Raw genomic sequence first — 16020 nt, forward strand, 5'->3', positions numbered from 1 at the left:
TTAGCCATGCAGATCAATCGTCGTGACATCATTGCCGGGGCCGCGCTGATGGGGCTGGCATCCTCACCGCTTGGCGCAGCCGTCAAGAAGGCCGCCGGGCCGTCCGACCCCGATGTCATCATTTTGGGCGCGGGGATTTCCGGCTTGAACGCTGCCTATCTGCTCGAGCAGCAGGGGGCCAAGGTGCTGGTGCTGGAAGCACGGCAACGCGTAGGCGGCCGGGTGCTGACGCTGATGGATCAGCCGGGCTATCCCGAAATGGGGTTCAATTCCATGGCCGCAGGCTATGGCCGGGGCATCGACGCCGCGCAGCGCGCGGGCGTCGAACTGGTCGATGTCGCGCCGCGCTACATGGTCGATCCCCGGCAGCAACTGGTGCTGAACGGCGAAAATTTCACGCGCGAACAATGGACGGCCTCGCCGCGCAATCCCCTGCCCGCTGCGATGAAGGGCATGATGCCGTGGGAGGTGTTGCCTTCCTTGTTCATGAAGTCGCCTCACCTGCCCGATTGGAACGAGTGGATTCGGGTCGCACCGGCGCAGGATATTTCGGTGCAGGCCTATCTGGCGGCGCAGGGGCTGGACGATGCGGCGATCCGGCTGGTGTTCGACACTGCGCCCTATGCGGGCACCAACGCCTATGATTCCGCCGCCGTCAATTATGACTTCAACTTCGGCTGGACCAAGGACCAGATGGCCGGCAGCGCGAAGAGCTTTGCGGTGAAGGGCGGCAACCAGCAGCTGACCGACGCGATGGCGAAGATGGTGAAGGGCGACCTGCTGCGCGGCAAGGAAGTCATCGGCATCGAAAGCGGCCCCGGCGGCGCGACCGTCACCTGCCGCGACGGCAGCAGTTACAAGGGCGGCAAGGTGCTTTCCACCCTGCCCTTCTCGACCCTGCGCAATATCAACCTGACCCCGGCCTTGACCGGTGCGCAGGCGCAGGCGGTCATGACCCTGCCCTACCAGCCGCTGTCGATCGCCTTCCTGACCGTGCGCGAACCCTATTGGGAAAAGGATCAGCTGCCGGTGTCGATGTGGACCGACGGGCCGATGGGCACAGTGCTGGCGCAACGCTATGGACAGACCGTATCCGAAGTGACGGGCCTCAGCCTCTTTGCACGCGGGCGGCTGGCGCAATATTGGGATCGGCTGGGCAAGGACGCGGTGCTGAAACTCGTGGTCGAGGAACTGGCGCGCGTGCGCCCGGCGTCCAAGGGGCTGGTGACCGGCGCAGCCTTCCACAGTTGGGGGCTGGAGCCGTTCAATGGCGGCGACTGGGCCTATTTCTCGCCCGGTCAGGTCAGCAGTTTCGGCCAGACGATGGCCACGCCTGCGGGCCGCCTCTATTTCTGCGGCGAACATACCGCGACCAGCAATCGAGGGCTGGAAGGCGCACTGGAATCGTCCGAACGGGCGGTGCTGGAAATCCTGTCGGCCTGACGGACTGCCGGGTCAGGGAACGGCGCGCAAAGCCCGTTCCCACCCCTTTCTCCTGGCGCAACGCGGCATTGATGGACTGGACCAAGGCCGGGTCCGATCGGATCAGCCACGCCTTGGCCTGATGGGTGAAGGCTGTCCGCGTGGTCGCACATAGTCGGCCGCGATACCGCCGCGCCATATGATCGACGACCACGCCATCGGTGATCCAGACATCGGCCCGTCCGTCCAGCAGCGCCTTTGGCAGGTCTTCGTCATCATCAGGATTGACGATGACGCTGGCCTGCCTGAACCATTGTTTCGCTAGCGCGGCGATAGCCGGACCGCGATTGATCTGCACCCGCACGCCCGGACGCTCGATAGCTTGCAGGTCGGCATAGGCCCGCCGTTCGGCACAGCGCGCCAATGGCCTTTTACCATCATCCGTCAGGACAAGCGAATAGGTGCCGACCGCCGCGCGATCCGGCGTGACGGTCAGACCGCCAATCACCACATCGAAGCGGCCGGCCCGCAAATCCGTCGACAAGGCCTGCCAACTGGTCGGCACGAACATCGCGCGTTTGCCCAGGCGGGCGGCCACCCGGCGTGCCGTGACCACATCCGCGCCGGTCCAGATGCCATCCGTCCCCCGCAGCGCGTAAGGCGGATAATCGCCGGTCAGGCCGAACCGGATCACATCGTCCTGCGCCCCGGCGGCGGTGGGCGGCAAGACTGCCAGCACCGCCGCAACCAGCGTGCGCATCAGGCCGGTTCGACCAGCATCGATTCGTCCAGATCATAGCGGGTCAGCGCCAGGATCGCGCAGACCATCGCCAGGGCTGGCACGACGGCGAGGCAGATATAGATCGCCATGATCGCGCTGGGCGGCTGCTGCACCGTGCCGGTGGTGGAAGCGACATAGCCCATGCCGCTCAAGAACGCGCCCATGATGGCGATGCCCGCCGCCGCCGACAATTTGTCGAACAGGGTAGTAAAGCCTGCAAACGCGCCCTCCCGCCGCAGGCCGGTCTGGATATAGTCGTAGCGCATTGCGTCCGACATCATCGAATAGGCGCACAGGATAACCCCGCCCGACGACATGCCGATGGTGATGGCGCGCAGGAACAGCAGCCAGTCCGCCTCGCCCGGCAACGCGGTGAACCAGGCTAGATGCAAAGCGCCGAACATCGTCATCGCAGCGATATAGGCCCATTTCTTGCCCATGCGTTTGGAAACTCGAACCCAGATCGGCATCGATCCCACCGAACCGACGGTGGCGATCATATAATAGGTGCCGAGCCAGCCATCGGGCAGCAGCAGCACATATTTGCTGAAATAGGCGCTGCCGATCGAGGTGATGGCGGTGCCGAACAGCACGAAGATATGCGCGATGGCGAGGATGCGGAACGGGCGGTTGGCCCAGGCGAGCTTGGCCTGATCGACAAAGCTGTAGCGTTTGCGCGGGCCGTCCTCCGGCTGCGTGCGGGGGGCGTTGCGTAGCAGCCAGATGCCCGCCATCCCGCCGACCAGCGTGATGCCCGCCACCACCAGCGACATCCAAGCATGGCCGGTCCGCGTCGCACCCCAATAACCCAGCAGCACCGCCGGAAGCGTGGAGCCGATCACGACGCCCAGCGAATTGCCGAACACGCGATAGGCCATCAGCGTGGTGCGCTCGTTATAATCGTCCGACCCCTCCACCAGCATCGCGATGCTGGGAATGGTGAGCGCGGTATAGGCGCTGGCGTGCAGCATCAGGGCGATGGTGACGAAGATCTGGGCGGCGATGACCGATCCGAAATCGGGCGTGTTGAACACCATAGCGATGCCCAGCGGCATCAATATGCCGCCCGCGAACAGGAAAGGCAGCCGACGGCCCCAGCGAGTGCGCGCATTGTCACTCCACGCGCCCAGCGCCGGGTCGAGCAGGCCGTCATAGATTTTGACCAGCGCGAACATGATGCCCGCAGCGCCCGCCGAAATCGCCAGATTATCGGTCAGGAAGCGGAAGGCGAGCAGGGTGATGATGTTCATGCCCGCCGAATGGCTGATCGGGATCAGGATGAAGCCGAAGCGCAGGGACCAGTTCGGCTTGGCCGCCGACGATTGTGCTCCGCCGCCCTGTTGTAATGCCCCGCTCATGCCTGTCTCCCGCTAATTCGCTTGGCGATCAGGCTGGCACAGCGACGCGAGCCGCCACGCGCGGCGTCATATTTATCCGGCAAGCGGGGAGAGACGCAGGGCCGGTCGCCCCGCCCGGTTCGCGCCATAGTCTCAACCCATCACGACATGGGGAGCACGGCATGAAGATCTTGCGATGGACGGGCCTGGGATTGGGCGCGCTGCTGTTGATATTGGCGCTGTTTCTGGGATCGATGCGGCTAGGCCTGTGGAACCCGAGCTATGAGACGGTGAAGGCCAAACAGGCGACGCCACCATCCAAATTCGTCAAGGTCGGCGACGTGCTATTGCATGTGCGGGATGAGGGCAAAGGCCCGGTGCTGCTGATGCTGCACAGTTCGATGAGCAACCTGCGCATCTGGGACGCCTATGCCGACCGGTTCAAAGGCCGCTATCGGGTGATCCGATTGGACTGGCCGCCCTATGGCCTGAGCGTCGATCCCAAGCCGTCCACCGGGATGCAGGGCGTGGTCAAGCTGGTCGAGCGCTTCGTGGATCAGGAGAAATTAGGGCAGTTCACGCTGATCGGCAGTTCGAGCGGCGCGACATTGTCGGTGCTCTATGCGGCCGCGCATCCCGATCGGGTCAAGGCGCTGGCGCTGTCCACCCTGCCCTTGGCCGCGCCGCCACCGACGGAATTTTCCCGCTGGGAACAGGCGATGATCTGGACCCACGAAACGCTGGTGCCCAACTATTATCCCAAATTCTATTATAAGTCGGTCATGGCCAGCCTGTATGGCGAGCCGTCGCGACTGAAGCCCGCAGTGGTCGACTGGTATTATGAGACCAACAATATCCCCGGCGGCTTTGCGCGCGTCCGGGAATATTATGAGGCCAACAAGAAGGCCGTCTGGTCCAAGGGCGCGGGCAAGGAAGCCGCGTCGATCAAGGTGCCGGTACTGCTGCAATGGGGCGACCGCGATCCCGTGCTGGCCGCGCCGCTCGCGGACAAGGCGGTCGCACAGTTCAGCAACGCGCCGGTGACGCTGATCCACTATCCTGACGTTAGCCATTATCCGATGATCGAGCTGCCCGGCAAAACCGGCGACGACCTGGACGCCTTTTTGACCAAGGTTCATGGAGGGGCGCAATAATGACCGATATTTACGGGCAATGGGTGCTGACCGCGCAGGCGCTCAACCAGGACGGGTCTGTGCTTTACGATTGGGCAGCGCGGGTGCGGATCGATCCGGAGGACGGCGACAGGGTTCAGGTGACCGTCGATTCGGAGGGCGGCAAGTCATCCCGCGCCGTCAGCACCGGCGCGCAGCTGCGCGCGATGCCGGACGGGCGATCGACATTGCTCTACGACTATGTCGCCGACCCTGCCCATGAGGCGACGGCGAACCATGATTTCTTCGGGCTGGTGCGCTATGTCTTCGAACCGGACGGCCAGAGCGCGCAGGGCCATTATCTCAATTACAACAGCCGCTATACGTTCGGGAAACTGGCACTGACCCGCGCCGCCCGGGATTAAACCCGGGCATCGCGATCGGCGACGGCGGCGCGGATCATCGGGATCAGCGCTTTCCCGAATAGCCGCACGTCTTCGATCGTATAAAAGCCGTTCAGCAGGAAGCGATCGACGCCGATGTCGTAATAGGCCATCAGCGACTGCGTGACCTGCTCCGCCGTGCCGACCAGCGCGGTGGCGTGTAGACGGCCCTGCGTCGCCTGCGTGATGCCGGTCCACAGGCGCTCATCCACGCGCGCGCCCAATCTCGCTAGCGCCAGCGCATCGCGGGTGCCGGGATCGCCCGCTTCCTTTTCGCGGCCCAATTTCATGCCGCCAGCCTGCACGCCCGTCACGGCCTCCAGCACTTGCGCGGCCTTGGCCCAGGCGGCCTCTTCGGTATCGCCGACGATGATGCGCATCGACATGGAGATGCCAGGGTCGCGGCCGTGGCTGGCTGCCTCCGCCTTAAAACGGGAGACGAGCGCGCCCGTCTGCGCCAGCGTACCGGGACCGACGGCATAGACATCGGCGCATTGCGCGCCCAGCGCGATGGCGAGGTCCGACGCGCCGCCCCAGAATATCGGGATGGCGTCCTGCACCGGCTTCACGTCGGCATAGCCGCCGTTGAAGCGATAATGCGGGCAGTCATGGTCGATCGGTTTTTCGCTGGTCCAGATCGCGCGCAATATGTCGACATAATTGCGGCTGCGGCGATAGCGTTCGTCCTTGGTCAGGAAATCGCCGTCGCATTGCGTTTCGATGTCGCTCGCGCCGGTAATGATATGGACGCCCACGCGGCCATTGCTGATCCGGTCGAGCGTGGCGAACATGCGCGCGGCCATGGTCGGCGCGACGAAGCCGGGGCGATGGGCGATCATGAATTTCAGGCGACTGGTGACGGCGGCGACATGGGCGGCGGTCGCCAGCCCGTCGGGCCATGTCGCAGTCTGGCCGATCAGGATGCGATCGAACCCGGCCTCTTCATGGGCGATGGCATAATCGCGCAGGAAGGCGGGGTCGAATACACCGCGCTTGGGATGCACTTCCGACGAATCGGCAAAATAGTGCAGGCCGACAATCTCGCACGGCATCAGGCGGCCGCCTTTGCCGCGTCGCGTTCGGCCACGCGCGCGCGCAACAGCGGGATCACGTCGCGACCGATGCGCACCGTGTCGTCCACCGGCTCGAAACCGCGCAGGATGAATTTTGCGACCCCCGCATCATAATAGTCCAGCAGCGCATCGACGATTTGGTCGGGATCGCCAACCAGCGTGCCGCTGTTGCTCTGCCCGCCACGCAGCTGGTTGATACCGTTCCAGAAGCATTTTTCGAGCCGATCGCCGCGCGCGGCGAGTTCGGCGGTGCGCTGGAACCCGTCCGCCTTGGCCGCGACGACATTCTGCGCCAGGCGCGGCGAGGCGGCGATGATCTGTTCGCGCACCATGTCCGCACGCGCCCAGGCTTCCGCCTCACTATCGGCGACGATCAGGCGGATCGACATGAGGAAGGCGGGATCGCGATCATATGGCGCGGCGGCGGCACGCACGGTTTTTACAACCTGCGTCATGCCCTCCACCGTATCGCTCAAGGTGGCGAAGGTGTCGGCATATTGGCCGCCGACGCTGAGCGCGGCGGGCGACATGCCGCCGAAATAGACCTGAACGCCTGCCTTTTGCAGCGGCTTCACTTCGGCGAACCCGGCGCGGAAGCGATAGAAGGCGCCGTCATGATCGATCGGCGCATCGCTGCCCCAAATGGCGCGCAGGATGGCGATATATTCGCCGCTGCGGGCATAGCGTTCTTCCTTGGTCAGGAAATCGCCATCGGCCTGCGTTTCGATATCGCTCGCCGCGCTGATGATATGGACGGCCAGTCGTCCTTCCAGCAGATGATCCAGCGTCGCGAGCAGGCGCGCACCCATGGTCGGCGCGATGAAGCCGGGCCGGTGCGCCAGCATGACGCCCAGCCGCTCCGTGATCCCGGCAACATAGGCGGCGATGCTGATATTGTCGGGCATGGTCGCGGCATTGGCGATCAGCACCCGGTCATAGCCGCCCTCGTCATGCAGGCGCGCCTGTTTGGCGATGGCGTCCATGTCGAAATGCGACATGGGCGTCGGCACGAGTTCGCTACCCAGATTATGATTGAGCAGGCCATTGATTTCGACGGGCATGATGCGGCTCTCCTGTCCGGATTGTTCGGAAAAAAGATAGCCATGCCACCGGTACGCAAAGGGTTCGTCGCTCCACTATCCGCCTGACGGTCGCGCGCGACGAAGGGGGCATGGCGGCGGAATGGCGGATTAGGCTCCAGGGCACATCATTCCAAAAGGAGCACAGTATGGCCGCCTATATCGTCGCCACCGTCCGCATCGACGACCCCGCCAAGTTCGGCGAATATGTCAAAGCTATTGCCGGCCTGTCCGAAGCGCATGGCGGCGAATATGTCGTCCGTGGCAAGGTGGCGGAAATCTTGGAAGGCGACATCGATGCCGAGGAACGCATCGTCGTGGCGCGCTTCCCGACCGCCGAAGCGGCCCGCGGCTATGCCAAGTCGCCCGAATATCTGGCGGGCGCGAAACTGCGCGAGGGCGCGGGCACGGTGATCACCCGCCTGCTGGTCGATCCGGCCTGAATAGAGTGGAGGGGCCGCGATGGCGGCCCCTCCGCTGGCTCAGTCTAGCGACTTCAGGAAAGTGGCGATCGCGTCCGCCCATGCCTGCGGCTTCTGGTCGCAGATATCGATGCCGCCGCCCTCAATCTCCGCATAGGCGAAATCGGGGCGCAGGGCGTGGGCGGCCAGCGCCGACTGGTGCATCATGTCGCCAGTGTTGGTCAGGATCAGTCCCGGCTGGGTGATGCGGCCCAGTGGTTCTTCATGGCGATAGACGAAGGCGGCGGCGTGGCCATACCAGTAAGCGCCGCGATCCCACGCCATCATCGCCTGGCACACATAGTCGCTGATCCGTTCCGGTCCCAGCTCGCCATCGGACAGATGATCGCGGATGCGGGCGATCTCGACCATATGCGCCGCGCCCGGCAAGGGCCGGAACGCCTTTTCCCGTGCGACGATGTCGGCGGTCAGCGCTTCGCGCGCCTCGTCGCCCATGATCATCACGCCATGCAGAATCACCGCGTCGATCCGGGCGGGATGCGCCAGCGCGACTTCGGTCGAAACCAGGCCGCCGGTATGATGCCCCCCACCGCCGCGCGGGCGATGCCGAGCGCATCGAGGACGGGCACGACGCTGCTCGCATAATCCGCGATCGTCGGCGGCGTCGCTGGTGCGTCGGACATGCCAAAGCCGGGCAGATCGATCGCGATCGGGCGCAGGCCGTGGGCGGCGAGAGGCGCGAACACGTTCGAAAATTGATCGGACGTCATGATCGCCTGATGCAGCAGCACCAGCGGGCGGCCCTCTCCGGTCGCGGCCTGATAATGAATCTGGCCGAACCGGCCATCGGCATAGCCACGGCGCATCGCCACGCTCATGGCACCATCACCTGGCGGATAGCCTGCCCATCGGCCAGCGTGTCGAGCAGGCTGTTGATGTCGCTCAAGGGGCTGACCGATGTCAGCAGCTTTTCGACCGGCAGGCGGCCTGCGCGCCACAGGGCGATGTAGCGGGGGATGTCACGCGCGGGGACGGACGATCCCATATAGCTGCCGATCAGCGTCTTGCCGTCGGCCACTGGCGAAATGGCGGGGATGTCGAATATCTCCTTGGGATTGGGCAGGCCGACCGTCACGACGCGACCGCCACGGCGGACGGCGTTCCAGGCGGCCTTGAGCACCACGGCCTTGCCCACCGTTTCGATCACCACATCCGGCCCGCCATCGGGGAAGAGAGCGGTCAGCAGCGCCGCCACATCTTCGGGAGCGGCAGCCTGCGCGCCCAGCTCCTCTGCAATGGCGCGCTTTTCCGCCGAAGGATCGACGGCAAGGATGGTCGCTGCGCCGCTGGCGCGGGCCGCCAACAGCGCCGACAGGCCGACGCCACCCAGGCCATAGACCAAGACCGTCTCGCCCGGACGCAGCTGCGCGGAGTTCATCACCGCCCCCGCCCCGGTCAGGACGGCGCAGCCGAACAGAGCGGCGATTTCGGGTGGAATGTCGCGGTCTATCTTCACGGCCGATCGGCGATCGACCACCGCATGGGTGGCGAAGGCCGAGCAGCCCAGATGATGATGCACCTCCGCGCCATGATCGTGCAGGCGACGGCCGCCGTTCAGCAGTCGCCCCTCGCCATTGGCCGCCGCGCCCACGCCGCACATATAGGGTTCGCCCGATCGGCAGCGCACGCATTCGCCACAGGACGGCAGGAAGGCGAGCACGACCCGGTCGCCCACGGCAAAGCCGCTGTCGTCCGGCGTGCCGGTCGCTTCCACGATACCGGTCGCTTCATGGCCCAGCGCCATCGGCATGGGACGCGGGCGATCGCCATTCACCACCGACAGATCCGAATGGCACAGGCCTGCCGCATCGACCCGCACCAGCAATTCGCCGGGGCGCGGGGCGTCCAGCTCCAGTTCGGCGATGCGCAGCGGCGGCGTGTCGCCATAGGGGCGCGCATTGTCGCCCGAACGGTCCAGAACGGCGGCGGTGATGCGCATCAGCCTGCCTGCCCCCATTTCTTGTCGAACGCCCAGACATCTTCGAACCCGATCATCGAGCAGAATGTCTTGAAGTCGAACAGTTCCGAGGCGTCAGGTTCGCCGATGCCTTCATTCTTCAACCGCGTCAGCGCCTTTTCCATCGCCGTCACCGCCACCAGGCTGGTCAGCGAAGGATAGATGGCGAAGGCGAAGCCGATGTCGGACAGGACGTTGCCGGGCAAGGGCGGGGTCAGGCCGCCATTGGACATATTGGCCATCACCGGCAGGTCGAAGGCGTTGCAGACCAGATGCATTTCCTCCTCGCTCTGCAACGCTTCGGGGAACAGCACGTCCGCACCCGCCTTGGCATAGGCTTCGAGGCGGCGGAGCGTGCCGTCAAGTCCTTCGGACTGGCGCGCGTCGGTGCGGGCGATAACGAGCATATCCTCGCGCGCGTCCACCGCGACCTTCACCTTTTCCGCCATGTCCTCCATCGAGACGACGCGCTTATAGGGGGTGTGGCCGCATTTCTTGGGAAATTCCTGATCCTCGATCTGGATCGCGGAAATGCCCGCCGCTTCATAACCCTTGACCGTGTGATGGACGTTGAGCAGCCCGCCATAGCCAGTGTCGGCGTCGGCGATCAGCGCGGCCTTGGACGTGCGCTTCACCGTCGCCATGCGATCGACCATCTCGGAATAGCCGACGATCCCGGCGTCGGGCAGGCCATAGGCCGAAGCGGTCAGCCAATAGCCGGTGCCGTAGATCACGTCGAAACCGACGCGGTCGGCGGTGACGGCGGCGATCATGTCCTGCACGCCGGGGACCACGAAGAACCGCTTTTCGGCAAGTTTCTCACGCAAACGGGAATCGGCCATTATCTATCCTTTTGTCCAGAGCCAGGGCGCAGCCTGCTGCTGTGCCTGTTCGAAGCGGGCGATGTCCGCTCCGTGCAACGCGCGGATGCGCGATATGTCGTTCCAGCCGTTGAGCAGCGCTTCGCGCCGTCCATCGTCCACGGTGAAGAGGATCGGCGCGTCGTTGCCGACAGTCAGCGTCCGCGCCTCCAGATCGATGGCGAAGGGCAGGCCCGCGCCGGCGGCAGCGTGCAGCCGCTCCACGGTCGCTACGTCCAGCCGGATCGGCAGCTGGCCGTTCTTGAAGCAGTTGGAAAAGAAGATTTCGCCGAAACTTTCCGCGATAATCACGCGGATGCCCAGCCCCGCCAAAGCCCATGGCGCCTGTTCGCGGCTGGACCCGCAGCCGAAATTGGGGCCGGCGACCAGCACCGGCGGCGCCTGATCGATGCCGGGCGCGAGCGGGAAGCCAGGGGCATCGCGGCGATCGTGGAAGGCATAGCGGCCAAGCCCCTTCTTCTCCGTGATGAGCAGGAAGCGGGCGGGGTAGATGATGTCGGTATCGACATCGGCGTCCGGCAGCGAGAGCGCCGGGCCGGTAACGGTGACAAGCGGCGTCATGCCATGGTCCTTACGTCCACGATGCGGCCCATGATGGCGGCGGCGGCGACCATGGCCGGACTCATCAGGTGCGTGCGCGCGCCCGCCCCCTGCCGTCCTTCGAAATTGCGGTTGGAGGTGGAGGCACAGCGCGCGCCCGCCGGCAAGCGATCGTCGTTCATCGCGACGCACAGCGAACAGCCCGGATCGCGCCATTCGAAACCGGCGTCGATGAAGATGCGGTCCAGCCCCTCCGCCTCCGCCTGCCGCTTGACCGCGCCCGATCCCGGCACGACCAGCGCGCGGACGCCCGCCGCGACATGGCCGCGCGATGCGATGGCGGCGGCGGCGCGCAGATCTTCGATCCGGCCATTGGTGCAACTGCCGATGAAGGCATGGTCGATCGCCAAGCCATCCATCGCTTCGCCCGGTTGCAGGTCCATATAGGCCAGCGCTTTGGCAAGTTTGGCTTCGCCCTGCGGCACGGCGGCGGTCACCGGCAGCACCTGATCGGGGCTGGTGCCGAAGGTGACATGGGGCGCGATGGCGTCGGCGGCGATCGTCACTTCGGTGTCGAAGGACGCATCCGTATCGCTGGGCAGGGTGCGCCAATAGGCGAGAGCCGCGTCCCAATCCGCGCCTTGCGGAACGCGCGGGCGGCCTTTCAGATAGGCGAAGGTGGTTTCGTCGGGGGCGACCAGACCGGTGCGCGATCCGGCCTCGATCGCCATGTTGCAGAGCGTCATGCGTCCTTCCATCGACAAGGCCCGCACGGCTTCGCCTGCAAATTCGATAGCGTAGCCAACCGCGCCGGACGCGCCGATCTGGCCGATCATGGCGAGCGCCATATCCTTGGCCGTGACGCCGGGCTGCAACGCGCCGGTGAAGGTGACGCGCATCCGCTTCGCCTTCACCTGCCACAGCGCCTGCGCCGCCATGACGATGCCACATTCGCTGGCGCCGATGCCGAAAGCCAGCGTTCCGAATGCGCCATGGGTCGCGCTATGGCTGTCGCCGCACACGAAGCTGATGCCCGGCAGCGTAAAGCCTTGTTCGGGACCGATGACATGGACGATGCCCTGCCCCGGCCCGTCGAGCGCCAGATATTCGATGCCGAACTGCGCGCAATTGGCTTCGAGCAGCGCGACTTGGGCGGCGGCCTGCGGGTCGGCGATCGGCTGGTCGCGATCATGGGTGGGAACGCTATGGTCCGCCACCGCCAATTGCGTCGCGGGGCGATGGACGGGCAGCCCATCCTCGCGCAGCAGCTCGAAGGATTGCGGCGTGCTGACTTCATGCAGCAGGTGGCGATCGACATAGAGCAAAGTCTGCCCATCCGCCCCTTCCGCCACGACATGGGCGTCCCACAACTTGTCATAGAGCGTGCGCGCCATCGTCAGGACACCTGCCGGGCGATGGCGTCGCCGCGCGCGAAGCCATGCGCGTCCTGCGCGGCGAGCCAGCTGAGCAACCGCTCGAACGCGGCGATGCGATAGGGCAGGCCCATGATATAGGGGGTGACGTTGAGTGGCAGCATCCGCCCGCCATGCGTCTTCGCCTCTCCATCCAGCCAGTGGAAAGCGTCCTGCATTTGCTCGACATAGCTGTCCACCGACTGCTGCTGCACGGTCAATATCTGCCGGTCGGACAGTTCGTGGTTGAGCGGCAGGTTGAGGATGCGCCCCGCGCCTGTCTGCATCGCATAGGGCAGGTCGTCATTTACCCAATCGCACATATAGGTCAGCCCCGCCTGTGCCAGCAGGCGCGGCGTATCGAAACTTTGCGAGCGGGCGATGGAGAGCCAGCCGGTGGGCCGGGTGCCGGACGCCGCCTCGATCGCGTCGAGCGATCCGGCGATCAGGGCGCGCTCAGCGTCTTCAACGATGCCGGTGGCGATCGTGCCGTTCATGTCGGTGCTATGCGCGATGATCTCATGCCCGCCCGCCACAATATCGCGGATCAGTTCGGGATAGCGCTGCGCGATGGCGCCATTGGCGGCGACAGAAATGCGAGCGCCTACCTTCTCTGCCGCGTCGAGCAGGCGATAGATGCCGACCCGACTACCATAATCGCGCGCGGTATAGTGGCGATAGTCGGGATAGGCCGTCTGCATATGACCCGGCGCGCGGAACGGCTTGTCTTCGGGCGTGATCGGAAACCATTCGAGATCGACGACAATCCAGGTCAGTACGCGCTTGCCGTCGTCCCATGCGATCGGCGGTCGGGTGAAGAGGTTGGACCAGGGATACAGGTCATGATCCATGCCCTGCTGGCGATGCGGATAGTCCAGATAGGCGGGGTCCAGAGTCATGCGCCTTGCGCCTCCGCCGCGTCATAATAGTGGGTCAGATAATGATCGGCGATGTCGCCGCTGCGCGTGATCCAGGCACGACCGTCCGCTACGATATGTTCCAGCACCCGCTCGAACGCCCCGATGCGGTGCGGCTGGCCGATCAGATAGCTGTGCAGCGGAATGCACATGACCGTACCGGACGCTTCGCCTTCTTCGGCCAGCCGGTCATATTGGCGGATCAGCGTTTCGGCATAGTCGCGCGGCGACATATTATAGATGAAGAAACCATAATGATCGTTCACCTCCAGGCTGTAGGGCATGGAGATGAGCCGACCCTTTGCGACCGACACCGGCCCAGGCTGGTCGTCATGATAGAGGTCGCAGGTATAAGTCAGGCCATATTCGGCGATCAAATCAAGCGTGCGCGGCGTGTGCGTCAACGCCGGGGCGAGCCAGCCCTTGATCGTCTGGCCGGTCGCGTCGCGCACGGTGCGGATCGAATCCTCGATGATCGCGCGTTCCTGAGCCTCGTCCATGCCGTAGCTGTATCGGGTGTTGTAGATGCCGTGGCTGAAGAACTCCCAACCCAATTCATTGGCGTTGGCGACGACTTCGGGAACATGCTGGCACAGCGCGACCGAGAGCGAGACCGAACCCTTGAAGCCGTGCTTTTCCATCATCTCGGCCATGCGCCAATGGCCCACGCGATTGGCATAGTCGCGATGGCTGTAGCCGACCACGTCAGGATGCGGCTTCGCCCAGCTTTTGCGATGCGGATTGGCGGGCGGATCGAGTTCGTAAAATTCCAGGTTCGGCGAAATCCACACCGCAACCTTTTTGCCGTCGGGCCATGCGATCTTCGGACGCCCGCGATAGGGGCTGTAGGGATAAAGGCCGGGATCGGCTGCGCCTTCACGCATCAGCGCGCCTCCAGCCAGTCGATCACCGTCTGCACCGGTTCGACATCGGCATATTTCAGCTGAAGGTCGGTCAGGTTCGCGAAATGATAGCTTTCATGCTTGTCGGCGGTCGTTTCAATGGGGACGATGGTGCGGAAGCCGTAGGACAGCGCATCGACCGCCGTGGCGCGCACGCAGCCGGATGTCGACCCGCCGGTGACGACGACCGTGTCGACCTTGTGCCAGCGCAGATAGGAGTTGAGCGGCGTTTCGAAAAAAGCCGACGGCATACGCTTGACGTAGATGGCATCGACCGACGCATCGATCCGGCAGCGTTCGTCGAAATCATGGCGCGGGCTTGGCACCTTGATATTTTGGAGCGAGTCCGGCGTATCGGTACGAGTGCCCCACACGCCCGCGTCGGCGGCATTGTCCATATAGCCGACATGGGTCCAGATGACCGGCATCCCCTTTGCGCGCGCCAGGCGGGATATGGTGTTGACGTGCTCGATCTGGCGTGGATCGGTTTCATAGGCGGTCTTGTAGCTGTCGATCCGCGTATAGGCGTTCTGGAAATCGACATTGACGATCGCCAGCTTCGTGCCGAAGCCGAATTTGGTACGAGCCGGGTTGGCCATCACGTCGTCGAATATCTGCCGGGCGGTGCGGCCGTCGCTGACCATATGGGTGCCGATTATCGTCATGCCGCTACTCCATGGCTGCGGGCGCTCGCCGGATGGAAGCCAAGCGGCAGGCCTGCTTCCGGTGTGAAGCCGTAGAGCGGCTCGCCCTCAAGCGCGGCGGCGACCAGTCTCCGCACCGCGAACAGAGCGTCCAGATCGATGCCGGTGCGCAGGCCCATTGCCTCGAACATGAAGACGAGATCTTCGGTGACGATATTGCCGCTCGCACCCGGCGCGAACGGGCAGCCGCCAAGGCCACCCAGCGAACTGTCGAAGGTCGTCAGCCCGGCGTCCAGCGCCGCCAGCACATTGGCAAGACCCAGCCCGCGCGTATTGTGCAGGTGGATGCCGGTCAACGCCGCATCGCCCACGACGCCGCGCACCAGCTTCACGATCGCGCGGACGGCGGACGGATCGGCATAGCCGGTCGTGTCGGCCAGCCCGACCTCGTCGCATCCCGCCGTCATCAAAGCCTCGGCCAAGCGGGCAACCTGCGCATCGGGAATCGCCCCCTCCAGCGTACAGCCGAACACGGTCGAGAGGCTTCCTTCGAAATGGGGGCGGCGGTCGGCGGGCAGCGTCGCGATCAGGTCACCGATCGCTTTTGCTTCGGCCAGCACCTGGTCATGGGTGCGGCGCAGGTTGGCGAGGCTATGCGTTTCGCTGCACGACAGCGGCAGCGTGATCTTGTGCGCGCCTGCCTCGATCGCCGCCTGCGCGCCTTTGAGGTTGGGGACGAGTGCGGCGACGGTCAGGCCGGGAATGGTCGCGGCATAGGCGGTGACCTCAGCCGTGTCGGCCAATTGCGGCAACAGCTTGGCGGGCACGAAGCTGCCGACCTCCACCTCGCGCACGCCCGCGGCCACAGCGCCGTCGATCCACGCCTTCTTGTCGGCGGTCGCCATGATCCGACTGATGCTTTGCAATCCGTCGCGCGGCCCGACCTCGCTGATCAGCACGTCCGTCATCGCCTTCTCGCTCCTGCTTGCTTAATTGGTATAATTGTATATCAATTAAGCCATATAGATGGTCAGACGA

At 64.6% G+C, this 16020-nt stretch carries 17 protein-coding genes and 1 pseudogene; 4 read left to right on the forward strand and 14 right to left on the reverse strand.

The features are described 5' to 3' along the window. The first annotated feature begins 6 nt into the window (after nt 1-6). Nucleotides 7-1443, forward strand: a complete 1437-nt coding sequence (locus tag U5A89_RS00525; RefSeq protein WP_338159274.1) for a flavin monoamine oxidase family protein — start codon at nt 7-9, stop codon at nt 1441-1443. Nucleotides 1444-1501: 58 nt separating this feature from the next. Here the strand turns inward: U5A89_RS00525 and U5A89_RS00530 are convergent. Together U5A89_RS00530 and U5A89_RS00535 are read right to left on the reverse strand one after the other, a co-directional pair. After that, a pseudogene (locus tag U5A89_RS00530) lies at nt 1502-2182 on the reverse strand (transporter substrate-binding domain-containing protein); the annotation flags it as partial. Next, nucleotides 2182-3561, reverse strand: a complete 1380-nt coding sequence (locus U5A89_RS00535) for an MFS transporter (protein ID WP_338159275.1) — start codon at nt 3559-3561, stop codon at nt 2182-2184. The gene U5A89_RS00535 and the pseudogene U5A89_RS00530, both read right to left, overlap by 1 nt. Nucleotides 3562-3722: 161 nt before the next feature. On the opposite strand from U5A89_RS00535, the gene U5A89_RS00540 reads away from it, so the two are divergent. Further along, nucleotides 3723-4694: an alpha/beta fold hydrolase gene (locus U5A89_RS00540; RefSeq protein WP_338159276.1), complete on the forward strand. Its 972-nt coding sequence runs from the start codon at nt 3723-3725 to the stop codon at nt 4692-4694. Then, on the forward strand, nt 4694-5077 hold the full coding sequence (locus U5A89_RS00545) for a Cap15 family cyclic dinucleotide receptor domain-containing protein (RefSeq protein ID WP_338159277.1): 384 nt from the start codon (nt 4694-4696) through the stop codon (nt 5075-5077). Before U5A89_RS00540 ends, U5A89_RS00545 begins: the two co-directional genes overlap by 1 nt. Here U5A89_RS00545 and U5A89_RS00550 read toward each other — a convergent pair. Then, the gene (locus U5A89_RS00550; RefSeq protein ID WP_338159278.1) at nt 5074-6147 is read right to left on the reverse strand and encodes an LLM class flavin-dependent oxidoreductase; all 1074 of its coding nucleotides are present in this window, start codon (nt 6145-6147) and stop codon (nt 5074-5076) included. The genes U5A89_RS00545 and U5A89_RS00550 overlap by 4 nt on opposite strands. Continuing rightward, the gene (locus U5A89_RS00555) at nt 6147-7229 is read right to left on the reverse strand and encodes an LLM class flavin-dependent oxidoreductase (protein WP_338159279.1); all 1083 of its coding nucleotides are present in this window, start codon (nt 7227-7229) and stop codon (nt 6147-6149) included. Before U5A89_RS00555 ends, U5A89_RS00550 begins: the two co-directional genes overlap by 1 nt. A 167-nt stretch (nt 7230-7396) precedes the next feature. Here U5A89_RS00555 and U5A89_RS00560 point away from each other — a divergent pair, with 167 nt between their 5' ends. Next, the gene (locus tag U5A89_RS00560; RefSeq protein ID WP_338159280.1) at nt 7397-7690 is read left to right on the forward strand and encodes a DUF1330 domain-containing protein; all 294 of its coding nucleotides are present in this window, start codon (nt 7397-7399) and stop codon (nt 7688-7690) included. Nucleotides 7691-7729: 39 nt separating this feature from the next. On the opposite strand, the gene U5A89_RS00565 is transcribed toward U5A89_RS00560, so the two are convergent. From U5A89_RS00565 to U5A89_RS00610, 10 genes are read right to left on the reverse strand one after another with little or no spacing between them, the layout of a single operon-like run. After that, nucleotides 7730-8188 (reverse strand): hypothetical protein, encoded by a 459-nt coding sequence (locus tag U5A89_RS00565; RefSeq protein WP_338159281.1) that lies wholly within the window; start codon nt 8186-8188, stop codon nt 7730-7732. Continuing rightward, entirely contained in the window at nt 8185-8547 is a 363-nt protein-coding gene (locus U5A89_RS00570) for an alpha/beta fold hydrolase (RefSeq protein WP_338159282.1), read from the reverse strand. Before U5A89_RS00570 ends, U5A89_RS00565 begins: the two co-directional genes overlap by 4 nt. Then, nucleotides 8544-9668: a zinc-binding dehydrogenase gene (locus U5A89_RS00575; RefSeq protein ID WP_338159283.1), complete on the reverse strand. Its 1125-nt coding sequence runs from the start codon at nt 9666-9668 to the stop codon at nt 8544-8546. Before U5A89_RS00575 ends, U5A89_RS00570 begins: the two co-directional genes overlap by 4 nt. After that, on the reverse strand, nt 9668-10528 hold the full coding sequence (locus U5A89_RS00580; protein ID WP_338159284.1) for an isocitrate lyase/PEP mutase family protein: 861 nt from the start codon (nt 10526-10528) through the stop codon (nt 9668-9670). The genes U5A89_RS00575 and U5A89_RS00580 overlap by 1 nt, the downstream gene beginning before the upstream one ends. A gap of 3 nt (nt 10529-10531) precedes the next feature. Then, complete coding sequence (gene leuD, locus U5A89_RS00585; RefSeq protein ID WP_338159285.1) at nt 10532-11128, reverse strand: 3-isopropylmalate dehydratase small subunit; 597 nt, start codon at nt 11126-11128, stop codon at nt 10532-10534. After that, nucleotides 11125-12507: a 3-isopropylmalate dehydratase large subunit gene (leuC, locus tag U5A89_RS00590; RefSeq protein ID WP_338160126.1), complete on the reverse strand. Its 1383-nt coding sequence runs from the start codon at nt 12505-12507 to the stop codon at nt 11125-11127. The genes leuD and leuC overlap by 4 nt, the downstream gene beginning before the upstream one ends. Beyond that, nucleotides 12504-13418 (reverse strand): polysaccharide deacetylase family protein, encoded by a 915-nt coding sequence (locus U5A89_RS00595; RefSeq protein WP_338159286.1) that lies wholly within the window; start codon nt 13416-13418, stop codon nt 12504-12506. Before U5A89_RS00595 ends, leuC begins: the two co-directional genes overlap by 4 nt. Then, on the reverse strand, nt 13415-14320 hold the full coding sequence (locus U5A89_RS00600) for a polysaccharide deacetylase family protein (RefSeq protein ID WP_338159287.1): 906 nt from the start codon (nt 14318-14320) through the stop codon (nt 13415-13417). Before U5A89_RS00600 ends, U5A89_RS00595 begins: the two co-directional genes overlap by 4 nt. Then, nucleotides 14320-15003 carry an isochorismatase family protein gene (locus U5A89_RS00605; RefSeq protein WP_338159288.1) on the reverse strand — a complete coding sequence of 228 codons (684 nt, stop codon included), beginning with the start codon at nt 15001-15003 and terminating at the stop codon, nt 14320-14322. The genes U5A89_RS00600 and U5A89_RS00605 overlap by 1 nt, the downstream gene beginning before the upstream one ends. Beyond that, nucleotides 15000-15950: a hydroxymethylglutaryl-CoA lyase gene (locus tag U5A89_RS00610; protein WP_338159289.1), complete on the reverse strand. Its 951-nt coding sequence runs from the start codon at nt 15948-15950 to the stop codon at nt 15000-15002. Before U5A89_RS00610 ends, U5A89_RS00605 begins: the two co-directional genes overlap by 4 nt. Nucleotides 15951-16020: the final 70 nt, after the last annotated feature.

Origin of the sequence: Sphingobium sp. HWE2-09 (assembly GCF_035989265.1) — a bacterium.
GTDB lineage: Bacteria > Pseudomonadota > Alphaproteobacteria > Sphingomonadales > Sphingomonadaceae > Sphingobium.